The sequence below is a fragment of the Cellulomonas sp. KU4C genome (assembly GCF_056868065.1).
The window spans coordinates 3,099,527-3,117,530 of the sequence record NZ_CP200322.1 but is presented as its reverse complement, the minus strand read 5'-3'; the positions used below and the strand labels follow the sequence as shown (position 1 = coordinate 3,117,530).

Here is an 18,004-nt window from a genome sequence, read left to right as displayed (position 1 = left end):
CGACGGACGCGGTGGCCGAGGGCGGCGCGGGCACGCCGGAGCAGCCGACGCTGCTCGGGCTCGACGTGCCCGCCCGGCCCCGGCGCCGCGTCCGCGCGCGGGACGTGGACGTCGAGCCCGCCGCCGACCTGCCGGTCGCGCGGGTCGCGCTCGAGCTGTCGCCCCCGCACCTGGACCGCCCGTTCGAGTACCTGGTCCCGGCGACGATGGCCGGGACCGCGGTGCCCGGCACCCGGGTCAAGGTGCGGTTCGGCGCGCAGGACGTCGACGGGTACGTCCTGGAGCGGGTCGCGGAGGCGGACCACGACGGCGCGCTCGTGCCGCTGCGGCGTGTGGTGTCGCCCGAGCCCGTGCTGACCCCCGCCGTCGGCCGGCTGGCCCGGGCGGTGGCGGACCGGTACGCGGGCACGCTCGCCGACGTGCTCCGGCTCGCGGTGCCGCCCCGGCACGCCCGCACCGAGGGGGAGGTGCCGCCGCCGGCGCCCGCCCCCGGGACGCCGACCGGTCCCGCCGCGCCCGACGCCCCTGCTGCTCCTGCTGCGTCCGCTGCTCCCGCGTGGACGCCCTACCGCGGCGGCCCGGCGTTCCTCGCGCACCTGACGGCCGGAGGGGCCCCGCGCGCCGCCTGGTCGGCACTGCCCGGCCCGCCGGGGGAGCGCTGGCCCGACGCGGTGGCCCAGGCCGCGGTCGCCACGCTGGCCGGGGGTCGCGGGGTCCTGGTCGTGGTGCCGGACGCCCGCGACGTCGACCGGGTGTGCGCCGCCCTGACCGACGCCGGGGTGCCCGCCTGGTCGCCCGACCGCGCGGACGCCGCGCACGTGCGGCTGATGGCCGACGACGGCCCCGCGCTGCGGTACCGCGCGTACCTGGCGGCGCTGCGGGGGCACGCCCGGGTGGTCGTCGGGACCCGGGCCGCGGCGTTCGCCCCCGTGCGGGACCTGGGGCTGGCCGTCTGCTGGGACGACGGCGACGACCTGCACGCCGAGCCGCGCGCCCCGTACCCGCACGTCCGCGAGGTGCTGGGTCTGCGGTCGGAGCTCGAGGGCAGCGGCCTGCTGCTGGCGGCGCACAGCCGGTCGGTGGAGGTGCAGGCCCTCGTCGAGCAGGGCTGGGCGCGCGCCGTGCTGGCGGACCGTGACGTGGTGCGGGCCCGGGCGCCGCGGGTGCGCGCGCTGACCAGCGTCGAGCTGGCCCGTGAGGGTGCCGCCGCCGCGGCGCGGCTGCCCGGGGAGGCCTGGCGGACCATCCGGGAACGGCTCGCCGACGGACCGGTGCTGGTGCAGGTGCCGCGCGCCGGCTACCTGCCCGCGGTGGCGTGCGCGCGGTGCCGCGAGGTCGCGCGCTGCACCACCTGCCACGGGCCGCTGGAGCTCCGCTCGGGCGACGCGACAGCCCAGTGCCGCTGGTGCGGGCGGCTCGCGATCCAGTGGCGGTGCGACGCGTGCGGCAACGGGACGTTCCGCTCGGTGGTCGTCGGCTCGGACCGCACCGCGGAGGAGCTGGGGCGCGCCTTCACCGGTGTCACGGTCCGGACCTCGGGCGCGCGGTCGTCGGGCGGCGTGCTCGCGGAGGTCCCCGACAAGCCCGCGCTGGTGGTCTCCACGATCGGCGCGGAGCCCGTGGCGCCCGGCGGGTACGCGGCCGCGGTGCTGCTCGACGCCGCCGTGAGCACGGCGTCGACGGCGCTGCGCGCCACCGAGGACGCGCTGCGGCGGTGGATGGCGGCCGCCGCGCTGGTGCGGTCGGCGCGGGACGGCGGCGTGGTGCTGCTGGTCGGCGACGCCGCCGAGCGGCCGACCCAGGCGCTGGTCCGCTGGGACCCGGTCGGGCTGGCGCAGCGCGAGCTCGAGGAGCGCGCCGAGGTGAGCCTGCCCCCGGTGGTCCGCGTCGCGGAGCTGACGGGCACGCGCGAGGTGGTCGCCGCCGTGCTGGCGCGCCTGACGCTGCCCGACGGCGGCGACGTGCTCGGCCCGGTCCCGCAGCCGGAGCCGTTCGGCGCCGGGGGGCGGCGGTGCAGGAGTCGCTGGACCCGCCGGTGCGCGCGCTGGTGCGGGTGCCCGCCGCCCACGGCCGCACGCTCGCCAAGGACCTGGCCGCCGCGATGGCGGTCCGCAGCGCCCGGCGCGAGGGCGGCAGCCTGCGGGTGCGGCTCGACCCGGAGGAGATGCTGTGACCGGTCCCGGACCCGACCACGACCGCACCCACGGGCCGGCGGTGGACGCCGTCGTGCTCGACCTCGGGAACGTCCTGGTGTCGTGGGACCCGGCGCGGGCGTTCGCCGGCCGGCGAACGGACGCCGAGGTCCGGCGGTTCTTCGCGGACGTCGACTTCCCCGCGCTGAACCTGCGCCAGGACGCCGGGCGGCCGTGGTCCGAGGCCCGGGCCGAGGTCGCCGCGCGGCACCCGGAGCACGTCGCGATGCTCGACCTGTACGTCGAGCGGTTCGCCGACGCGCTGCCGGGCCCGGTGCCGGGCAGCGCCGCGGTGGTCGACGACCTGCGGGCCGCCGGGGTGCGGGTGCTCGGGCTGACGAACTGGTCCGCGGAGACGTTCCACCACGCCGTGCCCGCCGCGCCGGTGATCGGGCGGCTGGAGGACGTGGTCGTCTCCGGGCGCGAGGGCGTCGCGAAGCCGGACGCGCGGATCTTCCGGATCGTGGCCGAGCGGTTCGGCCTGGCGCCCGCCCGGACCGTGTTCGTCGACGACAGCCCCGCCAACGTCGACGCGGCGGCCGCCCTCGGGTTCCAGGCCGTGCTGTTCACCGACGCCGCGGCGCTGCGGGCGGACCTCGTGGCGCGCGGGGTGCTCTCGGGCTGAGCCCGGTCGTCCGCGCGGCACCGCGGGTCGCCGTGCAGCGCCTAGGATCGTGACCCATGCGCCTGCTCTTCGCCGGGACGCCCGCGGTGGCGCTGCCCGCCCTGGACGCCCTGCTCGCCTCCCGCCACGAGGTCGTCGCCGTCCTCACCCGACCCGACGCCCGCGCCGGGCGCGGTCGCACGCTCACACCGAGCCCCGTGAAGGAGCGCGCCCTCGAGGCTGGCCTCGAGGTGCTGACGCCCGCGACGCTCAGGGACCCGGAGGTCCAGGCGCGGATCGCGGCGCTCGGCGTGGACGCCGCGCCGGTCGTCGCCTACGGGAACTTGGTGCCGCCCGCGGTGCTCGACGTGCCGCGGCACGGCTGGGTCAACCTGCACTTCTCGCTGCTGCCCGCCTGGCGCGGTGCCGCGCCGGTGCAGCACGCGATCATCGCCGGCGACGAGGTCACGGGCGCGACGACGTTCCGGCTGGAGGCCGGGCTCGACACCGGCCCGGTGCTCGGCACGCTGACCGAGACGGTCCGGCCGCTCGACACCTCGGGCGACCTGCTCGGACGTCTGGCCGACGCCGGGGCGGGGTTGCTGGTCAGCACGCTCGACGCGCTAGAGGACGGGATCCTCGCGGCGGTGCCGCAGCCCGCCGAGGGCGTGAGCCTCGCCCCGCGCCTGCTGACGGAGGACGCCCGCGTGCGGTGGGAGCACCCCGCGATGGCCGTGGACCGGCGGGTGCGCGGCTGCACCCCCGCGCCCGGCGCCTGGACCACGCTGCCCGACGGCGCGCGCCTGGGGCTCGGCCCCGTGCGCCTCGCCGAGGAGGTGACCGACCTGGCCCCCGGTGAGCTCCGGGCCGGACGCGCCGAGGTGCTGGTCGGCACCGGCACGCACGCGGTGCGGCTGGTCGAGGTGCGGCCCGCGGGCAAGCGGGCGATGGCGGCGACGGACTGGGCGCGCGGCGCCCGGCTCGCCGAGGGGACCGTGCTCGGCGCGCCGGAGGTGACGGCGTGACCGGGCACCGGCAGGACGGGTCGCGGCACGGCGGCGCGCGGGGCGGCCCGCGGCAGCGCACCGCGACCGCGCCGTCCCAGCGGCGCCGCGGGGCCGACGCGGCGCGCACGGCGGCGTTCGACGCCCTGCGCGCGGTGGCGGAGTCCGACGCGTACGCCAACCTCGTGCTCCCGCCGATGCTGCGCGACCGCGGCATCCGCGGCCGGGACGCCGGGTTCGCGACCGAGCTCGCCTACGGCACCCTGCGCCTGCGGGGCCGCTACGACGCGGTGATCGCCCGGTGCGCCGGTCGGCCGCTCGACCAGATCGACCCGCCCGTGCTCGACGCGCTGCGGCTCGGGGCCCACCAGCTGCTCGGCATGCGGGTGCCGCCGCACGCCGCCGTCTCCGAGACCGTCGGCCTGGTCCGCGAGCAGGTCGGCGGTGGCGCGGCGCAGTTCGTCAACGCGGTGCTGCGCGCCGTGTCCCGCGAGTCGCTGGACACCTGGCTGGAGCGGGTCGGCGACGCCGCGGACCCCGCCGGCACCGACGCGGTGGCCCGGCTGTCCGTGGTCGAGAGCCACCCGGCGTGGGTCACGCGCGCCCTGCGCGAGGCGCTGGTCGGCAACGGCCGGGGCGCCGACGAGCTCGGCGACCTGCTCGCGGCCGACAACGCGGCGCCGCGGGTCTCGCTCGTGGCACGCCCCGGCCTGGTCGAGGCGGACGAGCTGCGGGAGGCGGCCGGCCCCGAGGCCACCCCCGGACGGTGGGCGCCGACCGCGGTGACGCTGTCCGGCGGCGGGGACCCGGCCGGTCTCGCCGCGGTCCGCGCGGGCCGCGCGGGGGTGCAGGACGAGGGCAGCCAGCTCGTCGCGCTCGCGCTGGCGGCCGCCCCGCTGGACGGCCCCGACGCGCGCTGGCTCGACCTGTGCGCGGGGCCCGGCGGGAAGGCCGCGCTGCTCGGTGCGCTCGCCGCGGAGCAGGGCGCGACCCTGCTCGCGAACGAGGTGCAGCCGCACCGCGCGCGCCTCGTGCGGCAGGCGGTGGCGGCGCTGCCCGACGGCGCGGTCGAGGACGTCCGGGTCGGCGACGGCCGGGAGCTCGGCGACGCCGAGCCCGGCGCGTTCGACCGGGTGCTGCTGGACGCCCCGTGCACCGGCCTCGGCGCCCTGCGTCGGCGGCCCGAGTCGCGGTGGCGGCGCACGCCGGCGGACCTGGCGTCGCTCGGCGCGCTGCAGCGGGACCTGCTCGCCTCGGCGCTGCGGGCGGTCCGCGTGGGCGGCGTCGTCGCCTACGTGACCTGCTCGCCCGTGCTGGCCGAGACGCAGCTCGCCGTCGTGGACGCCCGGCGCGCCGCGACGAAGGCGGGGATCGGGGCCGAGGTGCTGGACGCGCGGGCGGTCGTGCTCGGGATCGCCCCGGACCTCGACCTGCCGGAGCGGCCCGACGTGCAGCTCTGGCCGCACGTGCACGGCACCGACGCGATGCACCTGACGCTGCTGCGCCGCACCTCCTGACGTCGCGGCGTCGTCCGTCCCTGCCGGGTGCGGGCGACGCCGATACGCTGGCGGGGTGCACGCACTGATCAGCCCCAGCATCCTGTCCGCCGACTTCGCGAACCTCGAGCGCGACCTGCACCGGATCGGGCGGGCCGACTACGCGCACGTCGACGTGATGGACAACCACTTCGTGCCGAACCTGACCCTCGGCCTGCCCGTGGTGAAGCGGATCATCGAGGTCGCCCCGGTGCCGGTGGACGTGCACCTGATGATCGAGGACGCCGACCGGTGGGCCGTCGAGTACGCCCACGCGGGCGCCGCGTCGGTGACGTTCCACGCCGAGGCCGCCCAGGCCGCCGTGCGGCTCGCGCGCGAGATCCGGTCGGCCGGCGCGCGCGCCAGCATCGCGCTGCGCCCCGCGAGCCCCGTCGAGCCGCTGCTCGACCTGCTGCCGGAGTTCGACATGGTGCTGGTCATGACCGTCGAGCCCGGGTTCGGCGGCCAGGCGTTCATCGACGGCACGCTGCCCAAGATCCGCCGGCTGCGCGCCGCCGTCGACGAGCAGGGCGCGGGCACGTGGATCCAGGTCGACGGCGGGGTGTCGCGGTCGACGGTCGCGACGGTCGCCGAGGCGGGGGCGAACGTGTTCGTCGCCGGGTCCGCGGTGTACGGGGCGCCGGACCCGGACGCGGAGATCGACGCGCTGCGCGCCCTCGCGGACGAGGCCATCGCCCGGCGCTGACCCTCCCGGACCCGCGGTCACCGGCCGCGCGGACGCCGGGGCGGGAATGCCCCGTGTGGCATCATCGTTGGCAGAACACACACACGTGCTCCGGGGTCGGTGCAATTCCGAGCCGGCGGTGACAGTCCGCGACCCGCAGACGCCTCTGGCGCGAGCGGTTGACCTGGTGGAACTCCAGGACCGACGGTGAAAGTCCGGATGGGAGGAGACGTGGCGGTGCGCCCGGCGTGAGCCAGGTGCACCGTGGTCGTCGTGCACCCGCACGCCGCCCGCCACCCCGGAGCCGTCGAGGCCGAGGGTGAGGAGCAGGGCGTGGACGAGCGGGACGGCGCCGGGCGCGAGCGGGCGGAGCGCACCGCGATGCTGCGTGCCCTCGACCTCGCGGCCCTGGGCCCGGCCCACGGCCCGAACCCGCGCGTCGGCTGCGTGCTGCTGGACCCGGCCGGACGCGTGCTCGGCGAGGGCCACCACCGCGGCGCCGGCACCCCGCACGCCGAGGTCGCCGCGCTGGCGGACGCCCGCGGGCGCGGTGCCGACGTCCGGGGCGCCACCGCCGTCGTGACCCTGGAGCCGTGCGACCACACCGGCCGGACCGGCCCCTGCTCGGTGGCCCTGCTGGACGCGGGCGTCGCCCGGGTCGTCGTCGCGGTCACGGACCCGAACCCCGACGCGACCGGCGGCGCGGCCCGGCTGCGCGCGGCGGGGGTCGACGTCGTCGTCGGCGTCGAGGAGGCCGCGGGCCGGGCGCTGCTGCGACCGTGGCTGCGGGCGGTGGGCCGCGGGCGGCCGTTCGTCACGCTGAAGCTCGCGAGCACGCTCGACGGCCGGGTCGCCGCGGCGGACGGCTCGAGCCGCTGGATCACGTCGCCGGAGTCGCGGGCGCACGCGCACGCGCTGCGCGCCGAGGTGGACGCGCTCGTCGTCGGCACGGGGACGGCGCTGGCCGACGACCCCGCGCTGACGGCGCGGACCGCGGACGGCGACCTCGCCGCGCACCAGCCGCTGCGCGTGGTCGTCGGCGACCGGGACCTGCCCGTCGGCGGTCGGCTGCACGGGCCGGGCGGGGAGCTGCTGCACCTGCGGACCCACGACCCCCGGGAGGTGCTCGCCGCGCTCCAGCAGCGCGAGGCACGCCGGGTGCTGGTCGAGGGCGGTCCGACGCTCGCCGCCGCGTTCCTGCGCGCGGGCGTGGTGGACGAGGTGCACGCGTACGTGGCGCCCGTGCTGCTCGGCGCCGGCCGCCCGGCCGTGGCCGACCTGGGCATCGGGGCGATCGGGGACGCGCTGCGGCTGCGCACCCGCGCCGTGCGACCGCTGGGGCCCGACGTGCTCGTCGAGGCCGACGTCGAGGGAGAGGACCGCTGATGTTCACCGGGATCGTCGAGGAGGTCGGGACCGTCGTCGCGATCGAGGTCGCGGGCGCGGGCGCCGACGGGACGGACGCGCGGCTGACGCTGCGCGGCCCGCTCGTGGTGTCCGACGCGGGGCACGGCGACTCGATCGCCGTCGCGGGCGTCTGCCTGACCGTGGCGGAGCTGGCTGGTGACGGGACGTTCGTCGCCGACGTGATGCCCGAGACGCTGCGCCGGACCGCGCTGGGCGACCTCGTGCCGGGCGCGCGGGTCAACCTCGAGCGGGCGGTGCGCGCGGACGCCCGGCTCGGCGGCCACGTCGTGCAGGGGCACGTCGACGGCGTCGGCACGGTGCGGCGGCGGACGCCGGGACCGCGGTGGGACGAGGTGGAGGTCGCCCTCGACCCGTCGCTCGCGCGGTACGTCGCCGAGAAGGGCTCGGTCGCGGTGGCCGGGGTCTCGCTGACGGTCGCGGCCGTCGGCGACGACTGGTTCGGCGTCTCGCTGATCCCCACGACGCTGGCGGGCACGACGCTCGGCGACGCGGCCGTGGGCACCCGGGTCAACCTGGAGGTGGACGTGCTGGCGAAGTACGTGGAGCGGCTGCTGGCGACGGGCGACGTCGCCGGGCGGGGGAGCGCGCGATGACGCGGCCGGGCGAGCGCGGCGCCGTCGAGCCGGGCACCGTCGAGCCGGACCCGGTCGAGCTGGGCATCGTCGAGCAGGCCCTCGCGGAGCTGCGCGCCGGCCGGCCCGTGCTGGTCGCCGACTCCCCGGACCGGGAGAACGAGGCGGACGTCATCCTCGCCGCGGAGCTCGCGACCCCCGAGTGGGTGGCGTGGACGATCCGGCACTCGTCGGGCTACCTGTGCGCGCCGATGACGGGGGCCCGCGCCGACGCCCTCGACCTGCCGCTGATGGTCCCGCTGAGCCAGGACCCGCGGCGCACCGCGTACACGGTGACCGTGGACGCGGCGACGGGCGTGACCACGGGCATCTCGGCCGCCGACCGCACCCGCACCCTGCGCGTCCTCGCCGACCCGGCGTCCGGCACCGAGGACCTGATCCGTCCCGGCCACGTGCTGCCGCTGCGGGCGGTCCCCGGCGGGGTGCTGCACCGGGCGGGCCACACCGAGGCGGCGGTCGACCTCTGCCGTCTCGCGGGCGTCGCGCCGGTCGCGGCCATCGCCGAGCTCGTGCACGACGACGGCACGATGATGCGGCTGCCGGCCACCGTCGCGCTCGCCCGCGAGCACGGGCTGGTGGTCATCACGATCGAGGACCTGATCGCGTTCCGCACCGCGCGCGGGGACCTGCCGACCGAGCCCGCCCCCGGCGCCGAGGCCGCGGCGACGGCCCCCGAGCGCCGGGTGCACCGCGCGCACAGCGCCGTGCTGCCGACCGCGCACGGCGACTTCCGGGTGCACGCGTACCGGGACCTGCGCACCGGCGCGGACCACGTGGCGCTGGTCGCCGCGCGGGGTCTCGCCGAGCAGCCCGTGGTGCGGGTGCACTCCGAGTGCCTGACCGGCGACGCGTTCGGGTCCGCGCGGTGCGACTGCGGCCCGCAGCTGGACGCCGCGCTGGAGCTCGCGGCCCGGGACGGCGGCGCGGTCGTCTACCTGCGCGGGCACGAGGGTCGGGGGATCGGCCTGCTCGCGAAGGTCGCCGCGTACGCGCTGCAGGACGAGGGCCGGGACACGGTCGAGGCCAACCTCGACCTCGGCTGGCCCGCCGACCGGCGCGAGTACGGCGCGGCGGCCGCGATCCTCGAGGACCTCGGGGCCCGGCGGATCACCCTGCTGACCAACAACCCCGCGAAGGTCGCCGGGCTGGTGGCCCACGGCATCGAGGTCGCCGACGTGCGCGGCCTCGAGGTCGGGCGCACCCGCCACAACGAGGCCTACCTGCGGACCAAGGCCCGGGCGATGGGGCACCTGCTGCCCGGCCTGGACCACGACGACACCACCACCCCCACCCCGCACGACCCGGAGGACGCACGATGAGCGGCAGCGGCGCACCCAGCATCACCACGGACGGCAGCGGCCTGCGGGTCGTCGTCGTGGCGGCCAGCTGGCACACCACCGTGATGGACGGTCTGCTGGCGGGCGCCCGCCGGGCGCTGGCCGCGGCGGGCGTGACCGACGTGCGGGAGATCCGCGTACCCGGGACGTTCGAGCTGCCGGTCGCGGCGGCGCGCGCGGCCCGCAGCGGATCGGTCGACGCTGTGGTCGCGCTCGGCGTGGTGATCCGCGGCGGCACCCCGCACTTCGACTACGTGTGCCAGGCGGCGTCGTCCGGGCTCACCGACGTCGCGGTGTCCACGGGCGTGCCGGTCGGGTTCGGCGTGCTCACCTGCGACGACGAGGCCCAGGCGCTCGACCGCGCCGGGCTCGAGGGCTCGCACGAGGACAAGGGCGCGGAGGCCGCGGAGGCCGCGGTCGCGACCGTCGTCGCCCTGCGCGCGCTGTGAACCTGCTCACCTGGCTGTTCGACGCCCAGCTGGTCGTCGCCGGCCACCCGGTGCTGTGGCGCGAGGTGATCGGCAACCTGTTCGGCCTCGCGTCCGCGCTCGGCGGGCTGCGCCGGAGGATCTGGGCGTGGCCGGTCGGCATCGTCGGCAACGTGCTGCTGTTCACCGTGTTCCTCGGCGGCGTGTTCCACACCCCGCAGGCCACCGACCTGTACGGGCAGGCAGGCCGGCAGGTGTTCTTCGTCGCCGTGGCCGTGTACGGCTGGCTGCGGTGGTCGCAGACCCGGCGGGTCGCCCGCGAGCACGGCGAGCCGGACGCCCCGGCGGTCGTGCCGCGCTGGGCGGGACCGTCCGGCTGGATCCAGCTGGGCGTGGTCGCCGTCGTCGGCACCGTCGTGTGCGCGCTGGTGTTCCGCGAGATCGGGTCGTACGGCCCGTGGGCGGACGCGTGGATCTTCGTCGGCTCGCTGCTCGCCACCTACGGCATGGCCCGCGGCTGGATCGAGTTCTGGCTCATCTGGATCGCGGTCGACGCCGTGGGCGTGCCCCTGCTGCTGAGCGCCGGCTACTACCCGTCGGCGTTCCTCTACCTGGTCTACGCGGGCGTCGTGGTGTCGGGGTTCGTGGTGTGGTGGCGCGCCCGGCGGGAGTCCGAGCCGCAGCAGGTGACCGCCGCCGCGGGTGTCGAGGGCTGAGCCGGTGCGTGGGCCTGCGGCGCGAGCGTCTACCCTGGCGGGCGTGAAGACGTTCGACGCGCTGTTCGCTGAGCTGACCGAGAAGGCCACCACCCGCCCCGCCGGGTCCGGGACCGTCAAGGAGCTGGACGCCGGGGTCCATGCGATCGGCAAGAAGATCGTCGAGGAGGCGGCCGAGGTCTGGATGGCCGCCGAGCACGAGGGGGACGAGCGCACCGCCGAGGAGATCTCGCAGCTGCTCTACCACCTGCAGGTGCTCATGGTCGCGAAGGGCCTGACCCTCGAGGACGTGTACACCCACCTCTGACCCGCTCCGTCTCCGTCACACCTGAACCCCCTGAGGACCACCCCGTGCTGAGGATCGCCGTCCCGAACAAGGGCTCGCTCTCCGAGCCCGCCGCCGAGATGCTGCGCGAGGCGGGCTACCGCCAGCGCCGCGACTCCCGTGAGCTCGTCCTGCCCGACGCCGACAACGGCGTCGAGTTCTTCTTCCTGCGCCCCCGCGACATCGCGGTGTACGTGGGCACCGGCACCGTCGACGTCGGCATCACCGGCCGCGACCTGCTGCTGGACTCCGCGTCGCCCGCGACCGAGCACCTGCAGCTCGGGTTCGCGCGCTCGACCTTCCGGTTCGCCACGCAGGCCGGTCAGATGACCGACGTGCAGCAGGTGGCCGGGCGCCGCGTCGCGACGTCCTACCCGGTGCTCGTCGCCGACTACCTGCGCGGGCAGGGCGTCGAGCCCTCCGAGGTCGTCCGCCTGGACGGCGCCGTGGAGACCGCGATCCGGCTCGGCGTCGCCGACGTGATCGCGGACGTCGTGGAGACCGGCACGACGCTGCGCGCCGCGGGCCTCGACGTGTTCGGCGAGCCGATCCTCAAGTCCGAGGCGGTGCTCATCAAGCGCGCCGACGTGGCCGAGCCCGCCGGGCTGGACGTGCTCACCCGGCGCATCCAGGGCGTGCTCACGGCCCGCGAGTACGTGCTGATGGACTACGACGTGCCGCTGGCGCTGGTCGACCAGGCCGTCGCGATCACGCCGGGACTGGAGTCGCCGACGGTGTCCCCGCTGCACAACAGCGAGTGGGCGGCCGTGCGCGCGATGGTGCGCCGCGCCGAGACGAACCGCGTGATGGACGCCCTGTACGACGTCGGCGCGCGCGCGATCCTCGTGACGTCGATCCACGCCTGCCGGCTCTGAGACGGCCGCGGTGACCGAGGGCGACGGGGCGCCGACGGGCGGGACGCCGCGGCGGCCGCGGCTGGACGACGTGTTCCGGCCCCGGTTCGCCCGCTGGGTGACCGGCACGCTGGGGTGCGTCGTCGCGCTCGCGACGGTGCTGCTGCTCGTGCTGCTCCCCGGCACCGGTCTGGTCGGGTTCGCGCTCGGCGACCGGGTCGGCATCGGTCTGGTCGGGTTCGCGATCGTCTGGTTCTGCTGGCGGCAGGCGACGGTGCGCGCGGTCCCGGGGCCGGACGGCCTGCGGGTGCGCAACCTCGCGACCACCCGCACGGTGCCGTGGGCGCAGATCGTCTGGGTGCGGTTCGGCGAGGGCCGGCCGTGGGTGCAGCTCGAGCTCGATGACGGCGACTCGCTCGCGGTGATGGGCGTGCAGCGCAGCGACGGCGAGCGCGCCCGGCAGGAGGCGCGCCGCCTGGCGACGCTGGTCCAGGTGCGCCAGCGCACCGGCCCCGCGGCCTGACGCGGCCACCGGGTCAGGCGCCGGCGACCCCCCGCGCGACGCGCGCCGCGTGCACCCCGGCTGCCGCGGCGGCGAGGAACGCCGCCGGGTCCTGCGCCAGACCGCGGCCCATCGTGGACAGGCGGACCGGCGACGACCCGAGCGCGGCGAGCAGGTCCGCGCCCGCAGCCACCTCGACCCGCCGGTGCCGGCCCGCGGGCTCCGTGAGTGCGCGGGCCTGGTCGGCGACCCGCCGGCCGAGGTCGGCGAGCTCCGCGCCGAGCACCGGCACGACCACGTCCGCGGGGGTCAGCGCGACCCGGCCGTAGGCGGTCGTCGAGTGGTGCGAGATGCCGAGGTGCCGCTCGCGCGCGTCGGCGCCCGAGACGCGCAGGGACGCGACCGGTCGCCCGCCGAGCACGCCGGCCGCGTTGACCGCCTCGCCCGCCGCGACCCCCGAGAATCCCCAGCGGGTGCCCGTGCCGAGGTTGCCGGGGCCCTGGGCGACCACCACGACGTCCGCGCCGACGACGTGCCGGGCGGCGAGCAGGGCGGTGTGCACGGTGACGGCCTCGTGGTCGCCGCCGAACGCCTGCCCCGCGGTGAGGCACGCGGCGATCCACCCGGCGTCCCGCAGCCCGGCGACCGCCATCGAGAACCACGCGGGCAGCGCGCCGCCGTCGGTCATGACGTACGCGACCCGCAGCGGCGCGTGGACGGCGCCGGTCCCGGCGAGGAGGGCGTCCGCGTGCCGGATACCCGCGACCACGGCGGGCAGGGCGGAGTGCAGGTCGGCGACGACGACCGGCATCCCGCCCAGGTCGTCGGCGTCGCGGAGCAGCTCGTGGTGCGGCGACTCCTGGTCGTCCACGCCCAGCACCATCGCCTGCAGCGGGGTGTAGCGGGCCTTGACCAGGTGGCCGGGGCCGGGCTCCGGGTCCGCGGGCAGCCGGCCGGGGGAGCCGGGCGCGACCACGAGGGCGTACCCGCCGGTGCCGAGACCGCGGGCCAGGGCGGAGACGTTGAGCAGCACCGGGTCGCCGACCTCGGGTGTGCCGACGAGCGCGGGGTAGGCCAGCGCGCGCACGCTCACCGGCTCCGGGCCGGTCACCCCGGCGGCCACCGCGACCGTCAGCTCGACCGCCCCCGGCCACGTCCGGCCGACCTGCTCCACCACTCCCGCGCGCCACGTGATCACCGGACCACGCTACCGGCCACTACGGTTGTGCCGATGTCCGAGCAGATCCACCCCGCCGAGCGGCTGCTGAACCTCGTCATCGCCCTGGTGCACACGCCGGGCCGGATGACGAAGGAGCAGATCCGCCGCACCGTCGCGGGCTACGGCGACGCGCCGTCCGACGAGTCCTTCGAGCGGATGTTCGAGCGCGACAAGGACACCCTGCGCGACCTCGGCATCCCGGTCGCCACCGTCACCGCGGCGGGCCACGGGGACGACATCGGCTACCGGATCGACCAGGACGCCTACGCGCTGCCGCCGCTCGAGCTCACCCCGGCCGAGCTGGGCGCGCTGTCGCTGGCCGCGGAGTTCTGGCAGGACCGCTCGGTGCAGGCGGACACCTCGCGGGCGCTGACCAAGCTGCGGGCGGTCGGCGCGGGCGCGGGGTCGACCGACCTCGCCGCGGGTCTGACGCCGCGGGTCCGGGCCGGTGGCGACGCGTTCCGTCCGCTGCTCGACGCGGTCCAGGCGCGGCAGCGCGTCCGGTTCACGTACCGGGCGGCCAGCACGGGCGAGGTGCGCGAGCGGCTCGTCGAGCCCTGGCGGCTCGTCGCGCGCCGGGGTGGCTGGTTCCTGGTCGGCCGGGACGTCGACCGCGCGGCGTCGCGGTCGTTCCGGCTGAGCCGGATCGAGGGCCGGGTGCGCTCCGTCGGCGCCGAGCACGCGTTCGACCTGCCGTCGGCGGCGGAGCTGGAGGCGGCCCTGCAGTCGTTCGACGCCCGCCAGGACCGCACCGCCGTGCTCGCGCTGCGCCCCGAGCGCGCGGAGGCGCTGCGCGCCCGCGGCGAGGTCACGACCCTGCCCGACGACGCGCCCGCGGACCTGCGCGCCGCGGTCGCCGACCGGGACCTGGTGCGCGTGCCGTACCGGGCCACGTGGAAGCTCGCCGAGGAGGTCGCGGGCTACGGCGACGCGGTGCTCGTGGCCGAGCCCGCCGGGCTGCGCGACGCGGTGCTGCGCCTGCTGCGGGTCGCCGCCGCGCTCGACGCGGCCGACGCCGCGCCCGCGGGGGTGCGTCGTGGCTGAGCGCGCGAGCGAGCGGCTGCTCCGGCTGCTCGGGATGATCGGCTACCTCGACCGGAACGACGGCGTGTCCGTCGAGCAGCTGGCCGCGCACTTCGGCGTGACGGCCTCGCAGGTGATGGCCGACGTCGACACGCTGTGGATGAGCGGCACCCCGGGCTACTACCCGCACGACCTGATCGACTTCGACGCCGACTCCTACGACCGCGGCGAGATCCGGCTGACCGAGGCCCGGGGAATGACCCGGCCGCTGCGGCTCGGCACGCGCGAGGCCGTCACCCTGCTCGCGGCGCTGAGCGCGATGGTCGCCGACCTCGGCCCGTCGCTCGACCCGGAGCACGAGGCGGTGCTGCGCTCGACGCTCGGCAAGCTGACCGCGGCGACCGGCGACGCGGCGAGCGCGGTCGACGTGCGGCTCGCGGTCGACGGCCGGCCCGACGTGGTGGCTGCGATCCGCACCGCCCTGGCCCGCGGTCGCCGCCTGCGCATCCGGTACGTGAACGCGTCGGACGTCACCAGCGACCGCGAGGTCGACCCGCTGCGCCTGATGACCAGCGACGAGCGGTCCTACCTGCAGGCGTGGTGCCTGCGGGCCGGGGACGAGCGGCTGTTCCGCCTGGACCGGGTGGTGGCCGCCGAGGTGCTCGACGTGCCCGCGGACGAGCACCCGGGCGCCGGGCGCGGCGCCACCGCGGAGTTCCGGCCGGACGCGTCGGGCGACGTCGTGACGCTGCACCTGCGCAGCACCGGGCGCTGGGTCGCGGAGACGGTGCCCGTCGAGGGCGTGCGCAACCTCGCGGACGGGACGTTCGAGGTGGACGTGCGCGTGGTCCGGCCGGCGTTCCTGCGCAGCCTGCTGCTCCAGGCGGCGGACGAGGTGCTGGGGGTGCGGCCGCCCGAGGTGGCGCGCGACGTGGCCGACCGCGCCCGGGCGGCGCTGGCGGCGTACGGCCCGCTCGCCGCCCCGACGTCCGCACCGACCGCGTGACGGGATAGGTTGGCCCGATGGTCTGGGTGGTCGTGTGGACGGTGCTCGTCGTGGGCACGCTCGTCGGCGCGTTCGTCCTGGGCCGCGACCTGTGGCGCCGGTTCCGGGCACTGGTCGCCGAGCTGGAGCACGCGTCCGAGGTGCTGGGCGAGCTGGCGGCGCACGCGTCGACGCTCGCCGAGCAGGCCCAGGAGGCCGAGCGGGCCGCGCGTGCGGCGCGCGAGGCGGTGCTGCTGCCGGACCCCGACGGCGCGCGCCGCCGCTGGTCGCAGCTGCGCGAGGAGGCCGCGGTGCGCCGGGAGCGGCGTCGCGAGCGGGACCGGGCGACCCGCGAGGGGTGGCGCGCCTACTCGCGCTGACCCCGCGCCGACCCGCGCCCGGGCGTGACCTGCGTCACCCGCGCAGGTCCGGGGGCTACACTCGCCAGACCATCGAACCTGCAACAGGGAGTACTGCTATGGGGCGGCTCTTCGAGCACCCGATGACCCTCGTGGTCCTGCTGATCGTGGTCCTGCTGCTGTTCGGGGCGAAGCGGCTCCCGGACCTGGCCAGCGGGATCGGCCAGTCGCTGAAGATCTTCAAGCGCGAGGTCCGCGACCTGACGGACGACGACGACAAGAAGGACGCGACGGCGACGACGCCGGCCGCGCCCGTGCCTCCCGTCGCGGCGGCCCCCACGGCACCCGTCGTGCCGGCACCCGTGCCCCCGGCTGCGCCGGTGACGCCGCCCGTGGTCCCGACGGAGCGCGACACCTCCGACCCGCGGGCCTGACCGGCTCGTGGCACGTCGTCGACCGTCGGCCGACCCCGACGGCAGGATGCCCCTGCGCGAGCACCTGATCGAGCTTCCGCAAGCGCGTGATCCTGGCGGCGGTCGGGATGCTCGTCGGCGGGATCCTGGGCTGGATCGTCTACGACCCGGTGTTCGGGGCGCTGCAGGACCCGCTGCTCGACGCCGCCGCCGAGCGCGGGGTCGTCGCGTCGGTGAACTTCGCCGGGCTCGCGTCGGCGATGGACATGAAGTTCAAGGTCGCGCTGTTCATCGGCGCGATCGTGTCGAGCCCCTGGTGGCTGTACCAGCTCTGGGCGTTCGTCACCCCCGGCCTGACCTCCCGCGAACGCCGCTCCGCCCTCGGGTTCCTCGCCGTCGCGGTGCCGATGTTCCTCGCCGGCGCGGCGTTCGCCTGGTACACGCTGCCGCGCGCCGTCGTGGTGCTGACGGAGTTCGTGCCGGAGAACGCGACCAACCTCATCGACGCGCAGACCTACCTCAGCTTCGTGATGCGGTTCGTGCTGGCGTTCGGGATCGCGTTCCTCGTGCCGGTGCTGATGGTCTCGCTCAACCTCGTGGGCCTCGTCGAGGGGCGGACCTGGTTGCGGGGCTGGCGCTGGGCCGTGCTGCTGTCCTGCGTGTTCTCCGCGGTGATGACGCCGACGCCGGACGTGCTGACCATGCTGGTGCTGGCCGCGCCCACCGCCGCGCTCTACATGGCCGCCGTCGGGCTGTCGCTGCTGCGCGACCGGCGGGTCGCCCGGCGGCTGGCGGGCACCGAGCCGGCGGACGGGACGCTCGCCCGGTGAGCCACCTCGGGGTGCTGGTCAACCCCGCGGCGGGCAAGGGCCGGGGCGTGGGCGTCGGGGCGGCGGTGCTGGACGCGCTGCGCCGCCGCGGGCACCGGGTCGAGGACCTGTCCGCGCACGACCTGCTGACCGCGACGACCCACGCGCGCCGGGCGGCCGTCGCGGGCCTGGACGCGCTGGTCGTGGTCGGCGGGGACGGGCTGGTGCACCTCGGCGCGAACGTCGTCGCAGACACCGACCTGCCGCTGGGGATCGTGACCGCGGGCACCGGCAACGACGTCGCCCGGGCGCTGGGCCTGCCCGCCGGCGACGTCGCGGCGTCCGTGGACGTGATCGAGCGGGCGCTGCTGACGAGTCCGCGGGTGATCGACGCGGTGAGCGTGGGCTCGCCGTCGCACACCGCCCGCGAGTGGTTCCTGGGTGCGCTGTCCTGCGGCATCGACGCGGCCGTGAACGCGCGCGCGAACGCGCTGACCTGGCCGCGGGGCTCGGCCCGCTACGTGCGGGCGCTGGTCCCGGAGCTGCGCACGTTCGAGCCCTACGGCTACCGGGTCACCACCGACGAGGGCGTGTGGGAGTCCGCGGGCACGGTCGTGGTCGCGGCGAACGGCCCGTGGTTCGGCGGCGGGGTGCACATCGCCCCGCACGCCTCGCTGGACGACGGGCTGCTGGACGTCGTGGTCGCGGGCCCGATCTCGCGCGCCGGCGTCGTGCGGATCTTCCCCGGGATGTACACCGGCCGGCACCTGCGGCACCCGCAGGTCCGGGTGATCCGGACCCGGCGGATCGTCGTCGAGCACGCGCCGCACCTGGGCCGGGAGGCGCCGGTCGCGTACGCCGACGGGGAGCCGGTCGGCCCGCTGCCGCTCGTCGCCGAGGTCCACCCGGGCGCCGTCCGGGTGCTGGCGGCCGGCTCCGCCTAGGGTTGGGCCC

21 protein-coding genes, 1 pseudogene and 1 riboswitch are annotated in these 18,004 nt (G+C 77.3%); of the genes and pseudogenes, 20 read left to right on the top strand and 2 right to left on the bottom strand.

The window, feature by feature from the left end:
- Nucleotides 1-11: 11 nt before the first annotated feature.
- Nucleotides 12-380 (top strand): annotated as a pseudogene (locus AC1VL8_RS14840) (primosomal protein N' family DNA-binding protein); the annotation flags it as partial.
- A gap of 917 nt (nucleotides 381-1,297) precedes the next feature.
- Here the strand turns inward: AC1VL8_RS14840 and AC1VL8_RS14835 are convergent.
- On the bottom strand, nucleotides 1,298-1,906 hold the full coding sequence (locus tag AC1VL8_RS14835) for a hypothetical protein (protein ID WP_483075706.1): 609 nt from the start codon (nucleotides 1,904-1,906) through the stop codon (nucleotides 1,298-1,300).
- 105 nt (nucleotides 1,907-2,011) lie between these two features.
- On the opposite strand from AC1VL8_RS14835, the gene AC1VL8_RS14830 reads away from it, so the two are divergent.
- The 13 genes from AC1VL8_RS14830 to AC1VL8_RS14770 all read left to right on the top strand — a co-directional run bounded on the left by AC1VL8_RS14830 (nucleotide 2,012) and on the right by AC1VL8_RS14770 (nucleotide 12,263).
- Nucleotides 2,012-2,173, top strand: coding sequence for a hypothetical protein (locus AC1VL8_RS14830; RefSeq protein WP_483075705.1), 162 nt, complete (start codon nucleotides 2,012-2,014; stop codon nucleotides 2,171-2,173).
- A complete protein-coding gene (locus AC1VL8_RS14825; RefSeq protein WP_483075704.1) occupies nucleotides 2,170-2,817 on the top strand; it encodes an HAD family hydrolase in 648 nt (215 codons plus the stop codon). Before AC1VL8_RS14830 ends, AC1VL8_RS14825 begins: the two co-directional genes overlap by 4 nt.
- 56 nt (nucleotides 2,818-2,873) lie before the next feature.
- Nucleotides 2,874-3,821 carry a methionyl-tRNA formyltransferase gene (fmt, locus tag AC1VL8_RS14820; protein ID WP_483075703.1) on the top strand — a complete coding sequence of 316 codons (948 nt, stop codon included), beginning with the start codon at nucleotides 2,874-2,876 and terminating at the stop codon, nucleotides 3,819-3,821.
- Nucleotides 3,818-5,317, top strand: coding sequence for an RsmB/NOP family class I SAM-dependent RNA methyltransferase (locus AC1VL8_RS14815; protein WP_389229282.1), 1,500 nt, complete (start codon nucleotides 3,818-3,820; stop codon nucleotides 5,315-5,317). Before fmt ends, AC1VL8_RS14815 begins: the two co-directional genes overlap by 4 nt.
- A gap of 55 nt (nucleotides 5,318-5,372) precedes the next feature.
- On the top strand, nucleotides 5,373-6,041 hold the full coding sequence (rpe, locus tag AC1VL8_RS14810; protein ID WP_483075702.1) for a ribulose-phosphate 3-epimerase: 669 nt from the start codon (nucleotides 5,373-5,375) through the stop codon (nucleotides 6,039-6,041).
- Nucleotides 6,042-6,122: 81 nt separating this feature from the next.
- A riboswitch (FMN riboswitch) is annotated at nucleotides 6,123-6,255 on the top strand.
- Nucleotides 6,256-6,401: 146 nt separating this feature from the next.
- Nucleotides 6,402-7,406, top strand: coding sequence for a bifunctional diaminohydroxyphosphoribosylaminopyrimidine deaminase/5-amino-6-(5-phosphoribosylamino)uracil reductase RibD (gene ribD, locus AC1VL8_RS14805; RefSeq protein WP_483076263.1), 1,005 nt, complete (start codon nucleotides 6,402-6,404; stop codon nucleotides 7,404-7,406).
- Nucleotides 7,406-8,041: a riboflavin synthase gene (locus AC1VL8_RS14800; RefSeq protein ID WP_389229277.1), complete on the top strand. Its 636-nt coding sequence runs from the start codon at nucleotides 7,406-7,408 to the stop codon at nucleotides 8,039-8,041. The genes ribD and AC1VL8_RS14800 overlap by 1 nt, the downstream gene beginning before the upstream one ends.
- A complete protein-coding gene (gene ribB / locus AC1VL8_RS14795) occupies nucleotides 8,038-9,399 on the top strand; it encodes a 3,4-dihydroxy-2-butanone-4-phosphate synthase (RefSeq protein ID WP_483075701.1) in 1,362 nt (453 codons plus the stop codon). Before AC1VL8_RS14800 ends, ribB begins: the two co-directional genes overlap by 4 nt.
- The gene (gene ribH, locus AC1VL8_RS14790; RefSeq protein ID WP_483075700.1) at nucleotides 9,396-9,866 is read left to right on the top strand and encodes a 6,7-dimethyl-8-ribityllumazine synthase; all 471 of its coding nucleotides are present in this window, start codon (nucleotides 9,396-9,398) and stop codon (nucleotides 9,864-9,866) included. The genes ribB and ribH overlap by 4 nt, the downstream gene beginning before the upstream one ends.
- Entirely contained in the window at nucleotides 9,863-10,561 is a 699-nt protein-coding gene (gene pnuC / locus AC1VL8_RS14785) for a nicotinamide riboside transporter PnuC (RefSeq protein WP_483075699.1), read from the top strand. The genes ribH and pnuC overlap by 4 nt, the downstream gene beginning before the upstream one ends.
- Nucleotides 10,562-10,604: 43 nt before the next feature.
- Nucleotides 10,605-10,868 (top strand): phosphoribosyl-ATP diphosphatase, encoded by a 264-nt coding sequence (locus AC1VL8_RS14780; RefSeq protein WP_389229267.1) that lies wholly within the window; start codon nucleotides 10,605-10,607, stop codon nucleotides 10,866-10,868.
- A 44-nt stretch (nucleotides 10,869-10,912) separates the two neighbouring features.
- Nucleotides 10,913-11,761: an ATP phosphoribosyltransferase gene (hisG, locus tag AC1VL8_RS14775; RefSeq protein WP_483075698.1), complete on the top strand. Its 849-nt coding sequence runs from the start codon at nucleotides 10,913-10,915 to the stop codon at nucleotides 11,759-11,761.
- A gap of 10 nt (nucleotides 11,762-11,771) precedes the next feature.
- Nucleotides 11,772-12,263, top strand: a complete 492-nt coding sequence (locus AC1VL8_RS14770) for a PH domain-containing protein (protein ID WP_483075697.1) — start codon at nucleotides 11,772-11,774, stop codon at nucleotides 12,261-12,263.
- A 13-nt stretch (nucleotides 12,264-12,276) separates the two neighbouring features.
- Here AC1VL8_RS14770 and AC1VL8_RS14765 read toward each other — a convergent pair whose 3' ends face one another.
- On the bottom strand, nucleotides 12,277-13,440 hold the full coding sequence (locus tag AC1VL8_RS14765) for a DUF3866 family protein (RefSeq protein WP_483075696.1): 1,164 nt from the start codon (nucleotides 13,438-13,440) through the stop codon (nucleotides 12,277-12,279).
- Nucleotides 13,441-13,473: 33 nt separating this feature from the next.
- Between AC1VL8_RS14765 and AC1VL8_RS14760 the strand changes: the two genes are divergently transcribed.
- From AC1VL8_RS14760 to AC1VL8_RS14735, 6 genes are all read left to right on the top strand, one after another.
- On the top strand, nucleotides 13,474-14,505 hold the full coding sequence (locus AC1VL8_RS14760; protein ID WP_483075695.1) for a helix-turn-helix transcriptional regulator: 1,032 nt from the start codon (nucleotides 13,474-13,476) through the stop codon (nucleotides 14,503-14,505).
- Nucleotides 14,498-15,490 (top strand): helix-turn-helix transcriptional regulator, encoded by a 993-nt coding sequence (locus AC1VL8_RS14755; protein WP_483075694.1) that lies wholly within the window; start codon nucleotides 14,498-14,500, stop codon nucleotides 15,488-15,490. The genes AC1VL8_RS14760 and AC1VL8_RS14755 overlap by 8 nt, the downstream gene beginning before the upstream one ends.
- A gap of 17 nt (nucleotides 15,491-15,507) precedes the next feature.
- Entirely contained in the window at nucleotides 15,508-15,849 is a 342-nt protein-coding gene (locus AC1VL8_RS14750) for a hypothetical protein (RefSeq protein WP_389229249.1), read from the top strand.
- A 98-nt stretch (nucleotides 15,850-15,947) separates the two neighbouring features.
- On the top strand, nucleotides 15,948-16,262 hold the full coding sequence (gene tatA, locus AC1VL8_RS14745) for a twin-arginine translocase TatA/TatE family subunit (RefSeq protein ID WP_483075693.1): 315 nt from the start codon (nucleotides 15,948-15,950) through the stop codon (nucleotides 16,260-16,262).
- Nucleotides 16,263-16,348: 86 nt separating this feature from the next.
- Nucleotides 16,349-17,071 (top strand): twin-arginine translocase subunit TatC, encoded by a 723-nt coding sequence (gene tatC / locus AC1VL8_RS14740; RefSeq protein ID WP_483075692.1) that lies wholly within the window; start codon nucleotides 16,349-16,351, stop codon nucleotides 17,069-17,071.
- Complete coding sequence (locus AC1VL8_RS14735; RefSeq protein ID WP_483075691.1) at nucleotides 17,068-17,994, top strand: diacylglycerol/lipid kinase family protein; 927 nt, start codon at nucleotides 17,068-17,070, stop codon at nucleotides 17,992-17,994. Before tatC ends, AC1VL8_RS14735 begins: the two co-directional genes overlap by 4 nt.
- The last annotated feature ends 10 nt before the right edge of the window (nucleotides 17,995-18,004 follow it).

Bases quoted from the DNA above. Each gene is read 5' to 3' on its own strand.
- AC1VL8_RS14750 (WP_389229249.1), top strand. From the start codon at position 15,508: ATGGTCTGGGTGGTCGTGTGGACGGTGCTCGTCGTGGGCACGCTCGTC.
- tatA (WP_483075693.1), top strand. From the start codon at position 15,948: ATGGGGCGGCTCTTCGAGCACCCGATGACCCTCGTGGTCCTGCTGATC.
- AC1VL8_RS14760 (WP_483075695.1), top strand. From the start codon at position 13,474: ATGTCCGAGCAGATCCACCCCGCCGAGCGGCTGCTGAACCTCGTCATC.
- AC1VL8_RS14800 (WP_389229277.1), top strand. From the start codon at position 7,406: ATGTTCACCGGGATCGTCGAGGAGGTCGGGACCGTCGTCGCGATCGAG.
- fmt (WP_483075703.1), top strand. From the start codon at position 2,874: ATGCGCCTGCTCTTCGCCGGGACGCCCGCGGTGGCGCTGCCCGCCCTG.
- ribD (WP_483076263.1), top strand. From the start codon at position 6,402: ATGCTGCGTGCCCTCGACCTCGCGGCCCTGGGCCCGGCCCACGGCCCG.
- ribB (WP_483075701.1), top strand. From the start codon at position 8,038: ATGACGCGGCCGGGCGAGCGCGGCGCCGTCGAGCCGGGCACCGTCGAG.
- ribH (WP_483075700.1), top strand. From the start codon at position 9,396: ATGAGCGGCAGCGGCGCACCCAGCATCACCACGGACGGCAGCGGCCTG.